This is a genomic window from Pseudoalteromonas sp. TB41 (assembly GCF_000497975.1).
In the GTDB taxonomy this organism is placed as follows: Bacteria; Pseudomonadota; Gammaproteobacteria; order Enterobacterales; family Alteromonadaceae; genus Pseudoalteromonas; species Pseudoalteromonas tetraodonis.
On sequence record NZ_AUTH01000109.1, the window covers coordinates 1 to 12,157 of the forward strand.

At 40.7% G+C, this 12,157-nt stretch carries 10 protein-coding genes; 7 read left to right on the forward strand and 3 right to left on the reverse strand.

The window, feature by feature from the left end:
- The first annotated feature begins 71 nt into the window (after positions 1-71).
- Positions 72-506: an IS200/IS605 family transposase gene (tnpA, locus tag L641_RS0119610; protein WP_024601958.1), complete on the forward strand. Its 435-nt coding sequence runs from the start codon at positions 72-74 to the stop codon at positions 504-506.
- 75 nt (positions 507-581) lie between these two features.
- Positions 582-1,499, forward strand: coding sequence for a hydrogen peroxide-inducible genes activator (locus L641_RS0119615; protein WP_008114821.1), 918 nt, complete (start codon positions 582-584; stop codon positions 1,497-1,499).
- Between the two features lie 47 nt (positions 1,500-1,546).
- Here L641_RS0119615 and L641_RS0119620 read toward each other — a convergent pair whose 3' ends face one another.
- Both L641_RS0119620 and L641_RS0119625 read right to left on the reverse strand, forming a co-directional pair.
- Positions 1,547-1,750, reverse strand: a complete 204-nt coding sequence (locus L641_RS0119620) for a hypothetical protein (RefSeq protein ID WP_008114823.1) — start codon at positions 1,748-1,750, stop codon at positions 1,547-1,549.
- 187 nt (positions 1,751-1,937) lie between these two features.
- Positions 1,938-4,469: an EAL domain-containing protein gene (locus L641_RS0119625; protein ID WP_024602871.1), complete on the reverse strand. Its 2,532-nt coding sequence runs from the start codon at positions 4,467-4,469 to the stop codon at positions 1,938-1,940.
- 718 nt (positions 4,470-5,187) lie between these two features.
- On the opposite strand from L641_RS0119625, the gene queA reads away from it, so the two are divergent.
- The 5 genes from queA to secF all read left to right on the forward strand — a co-directional run bounded on the left by queA (position 5,188) and on the right by secF (position 10,684).
- On the forward strand, positions 5,188-6,219 hold the full coding sequence (gene queA / locus L641_RS0119635; RefSeq protein ID WP_024602873.1) for a tRNA preQ1(34) S-adenosylmethionine ribosyltransferase-isomerase QueA: 1,032 nt from the start codon (positions 5,188-5,190) through the stop codon (positions 6,217-6,219).
- 139 nt (positions 6,220-6,358) lie between these two features.
- A complete protein-coding gene (gene tgt, locus L641_RS0119640) occupies positions 6,359-7,486 on the forward strand; it encodes a tRNA guanosine(34) transglycosylase Tgt (RefSeq protein ID WP_013465989.1) in 1,128 nt (375 codons plus the stop codon).
- 26 nt (positions 7,487-7,512) lie between these two features.
- A complete protein-coding gene (gene yajC, locus L641_RS0119645; protein ID WP_010391747.1) occupies positions 7,513-7,848 on the forward strand; it encodes a preprotein translocase subunit YajC in 336 nt (111 codons plus the stop codon).
- A 19-nt stretch (positions 7,849-7,867) separates the two neighbouring features.
- Positions 7,868-9,727, forward strand: coding sequence for a protein translocase subunit SecD (secD, locus tag L641_RS0119650; protein WP_013465988.1), 1,860 nt, complete (start codon positions 7,868-7,870; stop codon positions 9,725-9,727).
- Positions 9,728-9,736: 9 nt separating this feature from the next.
- A complete protein-coding gene (secF, locus tag L641_RS0119655; RefSeq protein ID WP_013465987.1) occupies positions 9,737-10,684 on the forward strand; it encodes a protein translocase subunit SecF in 948 nt (315 codons plus the stop codon).
- 51 nt (positions 10,685-10,735) lie between these two features.
- On the opposite strand, the gene L641_RS0119660 is transcribed toward secF, so the two are convergent.
- Entirely contained in the window at positions 10,736-12,064 is a 1,329-nt protein-coding gene (locus L641_RS0119660) for an IS4 family transposase (protein WP_024601195.1), read from the reverse strand.
- Positions 12,065-12,157 lie beyond the last annotated feature (93 nt).

Below are 12,157 nucleotides of genomic sequence, written 5' to 3' on the forward strand. Positions count from 1 at the left end.
GGCTTTGCCTGTAAAAAGTACTCATGTTAATTCCTTAGTTGATTTTTAGCGAAGTCACAAAAGGAAAAAACATGAGTAGATACGAGAAAGCATCGCATGTGTATTGGCGATGTCAATATCATATAGTTTGGACACCTAAGTATAGATTTAGGCTCCTTAAAAATAAAATAGGTAGGGATGTCTACAGGTGTATTCAGGTTTATTGCGAACAGCTTGGGTGCAAAGTTGTTGAGCTGAATGTACAAATAGCTCACGTACACTTAGTAGTAAAAGTGCCGCCAAAACTGTCAATTTCAAAGTTAATGGGCGCATTGAAAGGTAAAATAGCGTTAAAAATGTTTAGTAAATATCCGTACTTAAGAAAGAACAAGCTATGGGGTAATCATTTTTGGCAGCGAGGATACTTTGTTGATACGGTAGGCATAAACGAAGAAATAATACGAAGATATGTCAGGCATCAGCAGAAGGAGGAGAGACAAGAGCAAGCTCAGTTAACTCTGGAGTAAACAACGCCCCCTTTTAGGGGGCTAATTCAAAGCCACCTTCTTTAGAAGGTGGATCTTTTACTTGTGGAAAGAAAAATGACCAATCTCCCTAGTATAAAGCAGCTACAGTATTTATTAGCTGTGCATCAGCATCAACATTTTGGCCGCGCAGCAAGTGCCTGCTTTATTGGCCAGTCAACGCTGAGCACCGCAATTCAAAATTTAGAAGAGACCTTAGGGTGTCAGCTTATAGAACGAGAAAATCGCAGCCTTATGTTTACCACTATTGGTGAAGAGGTTGTTGAGCGTTCAAGAAAAATTATTAACGACACTATTAGCTTAAAAGAGCTTACCAAAAGCTTTTTAACGCCGCTTAGCGGCACATTAACGGTCGGTGTTATTCCCACGATTGCGAGCTTTATTGCAGCGCCTCTTTATCACTTTTGTCAGCAAACGTTTGCTGACTTAGAGTTAGTTTTAGTGGAGGATACCAGCGACAAGCTACTTGATAAGTTAGAGCATGGGCAAATTGACTTGGCACTATTAGCGCTGCCCTACGAAACCGATAAATTTCATACTCAAGTACTTGCACAAGATCATTTTAGCTTAGTGCACCATAAAGACTACACACCAGCTAAAGGCATTAAAGACTTTAATTTACTACCAGAAGCGAGTGTATTTTTACTTGAGCGAGAGCACTGTATGACAGGGCATGCGCTCAGTGCGTGCCATTTAAACCGCTCTAGCTGTATAAATCCCTTTGAGGCAGCTAGCTTACATACTTTATTGAGTATGGTTGAGTATAAACTTGGCGTGACTTTTTTACCGCAAATGGCGATTAACGCGGGTATTTTAGAAAACAAAAACATGCTTGCTACGCCATCACAAGGTGATGCCTATCGTGATATTGGTGTACTGTGGCGCAAAACAACGGGGCGGATTCGTGACTTTAAATTGTTTAGCCAACAGTTAGAGGTCTTTTTGAAAAAGCAGTGCAGTGTTGATTTTAAGTAACGTAAAAAAAAGCGTATTAGAGGTAATACGCTCAATAACACAGGGAATTAAAGTGGCTGCTTGTGCTGGCCATGGTAGCTCTCTAGAGGTGGTAAAAACAATAAGTAAACCCACACAACAACATTGAAGTAAGGCACCAGTCCAAGCACTGTAAAGGTTTTTACAGGGTAGCCTTTAATCTGGGCATACTTGTAACATTGAAGCGCAATAGCAAAGTGTATAAACAATAATAACGTGATTAGTTGCGTCATAAACATCCTCCTTATGACCAAATGTCCATCTTTAAGAGTATAGACATCTAGACGATAAGAAATAAAGATGTCATGTAAAATCAAGGTAATCACTTAATTTTCATGACATTGTGCTGCCGATAAGCAAAGTATAGGTTAGATGGGCAATTTTGGTAGTAATAAATTGCTTAAATTTGTTTATTAATGTTTATAGTGATGTGAGGGTATCTTGATAAAAAATAGGGTTGTTCTTTATTTTTTCTAATTCAATCAGTACCTTGTCGATAGGGACAGGGCGAGCAATAAAATAGCCTTGCCCGTAGTCTACGCCTATTTCTTTGAGTGCAAAAAATACTTCAGCGGTTTCCACATATTCAGCCACAGAGCGCTTATCTAGTGACCGACTGATATCGTTTATAGCTTTTACTAGCGCTAAATCAATGGAGTCGTTAAGCATATCGCGGACAAATGAGCCGTCAATTTTTACATGTTGGGCTGGTAATTGTTTAAGATAATTAAAGGTACTAAATCCGGTACCAAAGTCATCAATCGAAAAGTGGCAGCCTAAATTATTTAACCGTTCAATCATTTTACGAGTGGCAGCCAAATTATTAATGCTAGCCGATTCGGTTATTTCAAAAATAATTTTTGACGGAGGCACTTGATATTTTTCGAGGCTCGACTCTATTAACGGCAGTAAACGCTCATCTAAAAATGATTGTGCCGATAAATTTATTGCAACCTGAAGAAGCTCTGGGTGCGCAGCAACACTCGCAATACTGTTACGAATAACACATTGATCCATTAAAAAGGTGTCGTTAAGCATTTCCAATGAGGGAATAAATTGATTTGGGTAAATAAGTTCGTCGTCGAGCTTTAATCTCAGTAGTACTTCAAAGTAAGCAACCTGATTAGTTTTAAAGTCCCAAATGGGTTGATAATGAAGTTCTATACTGTCTTGTTGTAGAGCTTGGCGTACACCATGACCCCATTCTAAGCCCGTTTGCAGCGCATTGTTTTCACCATCTTGTTTTGAATAACAATGTACTAAGTTACGGCCTAAATTTTTAGCAATATATAACGCAATATCTGATTGCTTTAAACATTCATTAGGGTCGCAGTTATCAGCAGTAATTTGTGTTAAGCCAATAGAGCAGCTAATTGAATACACTTGATCTTCTGACTTAAATTGATTGCCCTCAATGGCACTACAAATCCCCTCTGCGATTAAATGTGCATCTAATAAATTGGTGTTTTTAAGGATCACCGCAAACTCATCGCCACCCACACGGCAGATCAGGTGCTCATTACTAATATTGCCAATAAACAGTTGTGCCACTTCTTTTAAAACAATATCGCCTTGTTGGTGGCCTTTACTGTCGTTGATTATTTTAAAGTGATCAAGATCGATATAAATAAGCGCATGCTCAATATTTGCATAGGTATTTTCGCTTTGGCAAATATAGTTAAGTTGTTGGTCAAAATAATAACGGTTGTGTAGTCCTGTTAAGGTGTCATGCAATGCTAAATGGCGTAATTGAAGCTCAGCTTGCTTACGCTCATGAATATTATCGAGTGTGGCGGTAATGGTCGCGTTATTACTGCTATTTTTTATTAGCTGGAGGCGGCATTCAACCCACACCGAATTGCCGTTTTTTTGTTGCAGTTTAACTTCTATTTTTTGTTTATTTGCGCCACCTTGTAAAATGTCATCAATAGTGGATTGTAACGACTGTTTATACTCTTTGGTACAAAATGCAGTTAATGGTTGTTTCAAGGTCGATTTAACCCCAAAACCACTCAAAGACTCCCATGCAGGGTTTATAAAGCGAATATTGCCTTGCTGGTCTAGCTCAAGCACCACGGTATTTAGGTGCAATAAAATACGTTGATGTGCTGAAAACAGGTTGCGATACTTTACTTCACTAATACTTAATTGCTGCACTTTATTGGCAAACTCAGCATAGCTGACCATAAAGTCTTCACGACGAGCTGCGTGGTCACAGACTTTATTTAAAAATGAGGGGTCGTAAGGGGCGCGAATAAAGTCGGTAACGCCTGAAAGTAATAACTGCTCTGCGTAATCGGCATCGTTTTTATCAATAATAGTAACAATGGCTTGCTGAGGGTTATGCTGCAGAATTTTTTCGACTAATTGATTTGAGCTTTCTGCTTGTGCCGCTGTGGCATCCAGTAGCACGATAGCAAAAGGCTGCTGATTATAAGCACTTAGCGCCGCTTTTTCAGTTGTGACATGGGTGATAGCAAAGTTAAGTTTTAATTGCTCACTCATATCATTTGCCCTGCTGGCAAAGGGTTCTAATAACAACAGGTTTAAGCGACTACTTTTTTCTAAATGGCTCGACAACACATTTGCGAGTATTTGCGGCAGAATATCTTGGCGCTCAAAAGGCAGTACCGCATCTATGCCATAACTTCGTGCAGTAGTCTCGGCGATTCGCTCACAATAAATGGGCGGAATTAGCAAAATAGGCGTGTTTTTAGGCGTGTTTAGTAATCCAGAGCGGATCATACGGGAAAACCGCCAACCATCAATTTTACCTACATCTAAGCCAGTTATGATTATATTTACGCTTTGATTTTTTAATATTTTTAGGGCGTCTTGGCTGTCTGATGCTTCAATGAACTCAAACACATTAAGCCTCTCTAACGTGGCACGAATAGTCTGGCGCTCATCATTACTTGCATTCAATATTAGCAATTTAAGCTGTTTTGCCACGTAGGTACCACTCCGAGAGATGCAGATCATAAAACAGTAAGAGTAATGATATTTAGCGATAAGAACAAGCGTATTTAACCGCTATTTTAAATGTAGTTCATTGGTGGCTAATTAGGGGGAATATGTGGGATATCTTGAGCTTCATTACTAATAGTTAAATACCCAAACCACCTCAAAATACAGAATTCAGCGCTTCACAGGGGCTTAATATCAAGGCGATACTTTGCAGTAATGGTAGTCCCTTTCAAGAAGTAGCAACGATGAGAGTATGCCCCTGTGAAACGCCCACGGGTTGGTTTAAAAGCGATTTATACTGCGTTATTGATATTAATACTAGAACCACTATTATTTGCAATCAATGCCTTGCCTAAATCGCTTTTAATTCCAACTGAAACTCGCATTTTGAGGTGGTTTAAATATACCCAAACCACCTCAAAATGCAGAATTCAGCGCTTCATAGGAGCTTAATATCAAGGCGATACTTTGCAGTCATGGTAGTCCCTTTCAAGAAGTAGCAACGATGAGAGTATGCCCCTGTGAAACGCCCACTGGTTGGCTTAAAAGCGATTTATACTGCGTTATTGATATTAATAATAGAACCACTATTATTTGCAATCAATGCCTTGCCTAAATCGCTTTTAATTCCAACTGAAACTCGCATTTTGAGGTGGTTTGGGTATACACTTGGCGCGATTTTAAATGATGTGGAATTCTAATAATGCGCGTAGCTGATTTTAGCTTTGACTTACCTGATGAATTAATTGCTCGTTTTCCTAAAGCAGATAGAACGAGTAGCCGTTTATTGAGCCTAAACGGGCCAACTGGTGAGATTGAGCATAAAATATTTAGTGACATACTTGAGCTTGTAAACGAAAACGATTTACTGGTTTTTAATAATACCAAGGTTATACCTGCGCGTATGTTTGGTCAAAAAGAGTCTGGTGGTAAAGTTGAGGTACTCGTTGAACGCGTATTAGACGAACACCGCGTACTTTCGCATATTCGTGCGAGTAAATCCCCAAAGCCAGGTAATGTACTCATTTTAGAGGGCAAAGCAAAAGCTATTATGGTGGCACGCCACGATACTTTGTTTGAGCTTGAGTTTGACCGCAGTGAAAATGTGCTCGATATTTTAAATGATGTCGGCCACATGCCGCTTCCTCCTTATATTGACCGCCCAGATAACGAAGCCGACCGTGAGCGTTACCAAACGGTATATGGCGAAAAGCCAGGCGCTGTTGCTGCACCTACTGCAGGTCTTCATTTTGACGATAAACTCATGGCTGCGCTCAAAGATAAAGGCGTGCAAATGGCGTTTGTAACCTTGCACGTTGGTGCTGGCACCTTTCAGCCTGTAAGAGTTGAGAGTGTTGATGAGCACATCATGCACTCTGAATATATTGAAGTGCCACAAGATGTGGTGGATGCGGTTGCAAGCACCAAAGCCAAAGGCGGACGTGTGATTGCTATAGGTACAACTTCAGTACGCTCACTTGAGTCTGCAGCAAAAATACATGGCGGCAAGCTAGATACTTACTTTGGCGATACCGATATCTTTATTTTTCCGGGTTATCAATTTAACGTTGTTGATGCCATGGTAACTAACTTCCATTTACCCGAATCAACTCTGATCATGTTAGTTAGTGCCTTTGCAGGGCAAGACAACATTATGGGCGCTTACAATACGGCGATTGAACAACAGTATCGCTTTTTTAGCTATGGCGATGCGATGTTTTTGACCCGTAAATAATTTACAGCGTTATCGGTTTTTATTTTACTCCTAAGCATAGTGAATTTCTCACTGCTAATAGTAATAGGGTGGTAAAAAGGGTAGAATCGAGCGGTTAAATTATAGCTTGTTGGACTGTTTTTCCGACACAGAGGATATTATGAAATTTGAATTAGACTGCACTGATGGTAAAGCGCGCCGCGGCCGCTTGATTTTTGACCGAGGTGTAATAGAAACACCGGCGTTTATGCCTGTAGGTACTTACGGCACGGTTAAGGGTATGACACCTGATGAAGTAAAAGCAACGGGTGCACAAATTTGTTTGGGCAATACATTTCACTTAATGTTGCGCCCTGGTACTGAAATCATTAAACAGCATGGTGATTTACACGACTTTATGAATTGGGACTTCCCAATTTTAACTGACTCAGGCGGTTTCCAAGTATTTAGCCTTGGTGCAATGCGTAAAATCACTGAAGAAGGCGTGATGTTCCAATCGCCTGTAAATGGTGACCAAATTATGATGTCGCCAGAAAAATCAATGGAAGTGCAGCGTGATCTTGGCTCAGATATCGTGATGATATTTGACGAATGTACGCCATATCCTGCCACCGAAAAAGAAGCCAAAGACTCTATGGAGCTTTCTCTTCGTTGGGCTAAGCGTTCTAAAGAAGGGCATGGCGACAACCCATCAGCATTGTTTGGTATTATTCAAGGCGGTATGTATCCTGAGCTTCGTGCACAATCACAAGCGGGCCTTGAAGAGATTGGTTTTGATGGTTATGCACTCGGTGGTTTATCGGTGGGTGAGCCTAAACATGAAATGATTAATATTCTTGATCATTGTGCCTATAAAATGCCAGAAAACAAACCGCGTTACCTAATGGGTGTTGGCAAGCCAGAAGACTTAGTTGAATCGGTTCGCCGTGGTATAGATATGTTTGACTGTGTAATGCCAACGCGCAATGCACGTAACGGTCACTTATTTATTACTACTGGCATCATAAAAATCCGTAACGCAGTGCATAAAACAGATACTGGCCCACTTGATCCAGAGTGTGATTGCCATACCTGTAACAATTATTCGCGTGCTTATTTGCATCATTTAGACAAATGTAACGAAATTCTTGGCGCACGACTAAACACTATCCATAACTTACGATACTATCAACGTGTTATGGAAGGTTTGCGTAATGCTATTAGCGAAGGTCAACTAGAGACATTTGTACACGATTTTTACGCTCGCCGAGGCCAAGAAGTGCCAGAGCTAGCTGATACAACAAATTAAAATTTAAAAATTAAAGAGGAAGTATTATGAGTTTATTTATTTCAAACGCACATGCAAGCGCTGGCGCACCTGCAGCAGGCGGCGGTATGGAAATGCTAATTATGTTAGCGATTTTTGGTTTGGTTTTTTACTTTTTAATTTACCGCCCGCAAGCAAAGCGCGTAAAAGAGCATAAAAGCTTAATGAGCGCGATGGCAAAAGGCGATGAAGTGCTAACCCAAGGTGGTTTAGTGGGTAAAATCGTAAAAATTGCTGAAGATAAAGACTTCATCGTGATCTCATTAAATGAGCAAGCAGAAGTAACTGTACAAAAATCAGCAGTATCTGCTGTACTGCCTAAAGGCACAATGAAGTCGCTATAAAAATAATAAGGACGGCCCCGTGTTAAACAAGTTTCCAATTTGGAAGTATTTACTTGTTTTAGCTGTGTTAGCCATTGGCCTTTTATATGCTTCACCAAACTTGTATGGCCGCGATCCGGCCATACAAGTTTCTGGCGCTAAAGGCACCGATGTCGACCTCAGTGTTGTAGACAAAGTAAACGCAATCCTCAAAAAAGATAACGTCAGCGCTAAATCGACGAAACTCGAAGACGGGCAAATTCTTGTTCGTTTTAAAAACGTTGAAGACCAACTAAAAGCGCAAGACTTATTGCGTAACTCACTTAGTGACGATTATATCTCAGCTATCAATATGGCACCGGCACAACCGGCTTGGTTAAAGTCGCTTGGCGGTAATCCTATGAAGTTAGGCCTAGATTTAAGTGGTGGTGTACATTTCACCATGGAAATCGACATGGTCACTGCGGTTGATAATCAGCTTGAGCAAATGGAGCAAGATTTTCGTAGCGACCTGCGCGAAGAAAAACTACGTTATCGTAGTGTGCGCCGTGTAGCAGGCTCAGAGCGTATGCGTGTAGAAATGCGTAACGAAGAAGATAAAGAAGCCGCAGAGCGCTTTTTAGAAAGCCGTTACCCATTAAACGTTTACATTGATGATAGCAGTAACGATAACGCATTCTTTGCCACTATGAGTGAGCTAAAGCTAAAAGAAATTCGTGACTATGCCATCAAGCAAAACGAAACGATTATTCGTAATCGTATCAACCAAATTGGGGTTGCAGAGCCAAATGTTCAGCGCCAAGGTGCTGAACGTATTATTGTGCAATTACCAGGGATTCAAGATACCGCTCGCGCTAAAGAAATTTTAGGTGCTACGGCCACGCTTGAGTTTCGTGAAGTTGACGAAAATGCTGACATAAGTGCCGCTGCTCAAGGTCGTATCCCACCGGGTACTGAAATGATCATGAGCCGTGATGGTTATCCTGTGGTACTAAAAAAGCGCATTATTCTTGAAGGTAGCCATATTACTGGCGCGCAGTCAGGTGCAGATGAATACCAGCGTCCACAAGTAAGCATTAAACTCGATAGTAAAGGTGGGGCAAAAATGAATGCCTTCACCAAACGTGCTATTGGTAAACGTATGGCTACCGTGTTTATTGAGTACAAGCCATCGGGTAAAAAAGATAGCGAAGGTAAAGCACTTCCACCAATTAAAGTGGAAGAAGTGATTAACGTAGCAACCATTCAAGCGCGTCTTGACCGTTCATTCCGTATTACCGGTATTGATAACCCCGCTGAAGCACATAACTTAAGTTTACTACTTCGCGCGGGTGCACTGGTTGCGCCTATTCAAATAGTAGAAGAACGTACGGTTGGGCCAAGCCTAGGTCAAGAAAACATTGAAGCAGGTATGACCGCTGTAGCCTTAGGTTTTGCATTTGTACTGGCCTTTATGCTTATTTACTACAAAGGTTTTGGTCTTGTTGCGAATATCGCACTGGCTGCCAACTTAGTACTTATTATTGGTGTAATGTCGTTAATTCCAGGTGCAACGCTTACCCTACCGGGTATCGCAGGTATTGTATTAACCGTGGGTATGGCTGTTGATGCGAACGTACTTATATTTGAGCGTATTCGTGAAGAGCTCGCTGATGGCCGTAGCCCTCAACAAGCGGTTCATTTTGGTTACGATAGCGCCTTTAGTACTATTTTTGATGCCAATATCACCACATTAATTGCGGCGATTATCTTGTTTGCTGTTGGTACCGGTCCTGTTGCAGGCTTTGCGGTAACCCTAGCAATTGGTATTTTAACCTCTATGTTTACAGCAATTGTAGGTACCCGTGCGGTGATCAACCTATTTATTGGTGGTAAACGTGTTGATAAACTTTCAATTTAAGGAGCAGACATGCAAATTTTAAGATTGGGCGGAAAAACCCTTCGTTTCATGTCTCTTCGAAAAGTGGCAATGGGCTTTTCTACGTTATTAATCATAGCGTCGCTGGCGTCACTTTTTGTTAAAGGCTTAAATTTCGGTTTAGATTTTACCGGCGGTACCGCGGTTGAGGTGGGTTTTTCACAACCAGCTGATCTGAAAAAAGTACGTAATGTACTGGCTGAAAACGACTTTGCTGATGCATCGGTACAGCTTTTTGGCTCAAGCCAAGAAATACTGGTCCGTTTAGCCCCTCGCGGTGATGATGTAAAAGCAGAAGTGATTGGTAACCAAGTAATTGCTGCCCTTAAACAAGCTGATGATAGCGTAGTAATGCGCCGTATTGAGTTTGTAGGCCCAAGCGTAGGTGAAGACTTAAAAGAGCAGGGTGGCCTTGCCATGTTAACTGCGCTTATATGTATCTTAATTTACGTGGCATTTCGCTTTGAATGGCGCTTTGCTGTAGGTGCGGTGGGTGCACTATTACACGATGTAATCATTACGATTGGTTTATTCTCGGTGCTTGGTTTAGAGTTTGACCTAACTATTTTGGCTGCAATACTCGCCGTGATAGGTTACTCACTAAACGATACCATTGTTGTATCAGACCGTATCCGTGAAAACTTCCGTAAAGTACGTATTGACGACACCATTGAAATTATTGACCTGTCACTTACGCAAACACTTAATCGTACTTTAGTTACATCAATTACCACTATTTTAGTATTGATTGCACTCTTTGTATGGGGCGGTCAAACTATTCATGGCTTTGCTACCGCACTATTATTTGGTGTATTTATTGGTACTTATTCTTCAGTTTACGTTGCCAGCTCGGTGGCGATTGCCATGGGCGTAAGTAAAGAAGATTTAATACCAGAGGTGATTGAAAAAGAAGGTGCCGATTTAGACTCAATGCCTTAATTGAGATTAAATTATCCTTTTTAAAAAACCGCTCCTTGTGAGTAATGCCAGTCAGTTAAGAACTGACTGGCATTTTCTTTTATAGGGGTACTTATTCGGCTTCTTTCTTATCACCCTTGGATAATGCCTATCTGGTAATCTATCGGGTAAAATAAACAATCTAAGTGTTGTCAGTAACTCATCGTAATGAATAGGCAACTTACTTGCACTATGTATTGGCGTAAACATAAAGAAAGCGATAACCTGTCGCATAGATTGGCTAAAGCTTAGCTGTGTAGGCAAAATATCCTCATCTTTAGTTGCATCAAGCATGATGATACGTATTAAATTGTAAGCGAGTAATAACCCCCATAACTCTTGACGTACCATGTCTGGTTTCTTACTACGTAACGTGTGTTTGCTATGATTCAATCCCTGCTTTATTTCTCTAAACGCCAGCTCAATTTCCCAGCGTTGAGTATAAACCTCTGTTAATTCTTCATATGGAAATCGTAAAGGGTCAATGAGAGAGCTGAGTACACGATAGCTTTTTCCATCCACTTTATAGGTGGTTAATCTTGCCATCATGGTCTCTGGTAATGACTCAAATTTCTTTCTGGCTTGAGGACTTGTGGACAAAATCACTATTTTATCATTGTCATTTATACTATGTTCAACTTGATACTGTAAATCCTTCCTCGCGGGTAACATCCAGTGAGTGTTATCTCCTTGGTTTTGCCATTGATACAACAGTCCTAATGAGTAATAGCCGCGGTCAAACAAGGTAAGAGAATTATCTGGTACGGCTGGTAATAGTCGTTGAGCTAAGCTCATTTCACCTATGCGACGGGAGTCAAAGCTGCTATCTAACAGTAAATGGCTAGATACTTCCATAAGGCTACACATTCGTACTTGTGGGTAGCTTACTTCTCCATGTTGATTACTGTCACTGCCAAATGCTTCTCTGTTTTCTTGATTATCATGAGTTCGAAAACTAACGCCATCTACAGCGAGTAAATTAAGTCCGCACCATTGTTCAAAAGACTGGGTGGAAAAGGTTTTGTGTGCAAGTAATTGAAATGTATGTTGGACTGACTCATAGCCTAACCTTTGCCGACCTTGAACTAGCGCACTTGGCGCTACTAGTTTGTTTTTTCCGGGTAAAGAGATGTCGAGTCTATTAGCGATATCCCAAACGGTTTCGTTTCGGAATAAACTCATTCCAATTACAGACCACATAACAGCTTCTAGCGGTAATCGCCTTTTACGCACAGTAGCAACACCTGCATGTTTAAATGCTTGCTCAAGAATATCAGGGTCAAGAACCTGTTTAAGTTTATCTAGTGTATGTACATCATTTAAAAATGAAGACATGTTATCGAAGTGCTGAATGAGAGACATAAAAAAATCCGATATTATTTCTAATATCGGATTTTGAAGCCATGGAAAGATCAGTCAAGTGATCATAAAAATATTCTTAACTGATCTGCATTA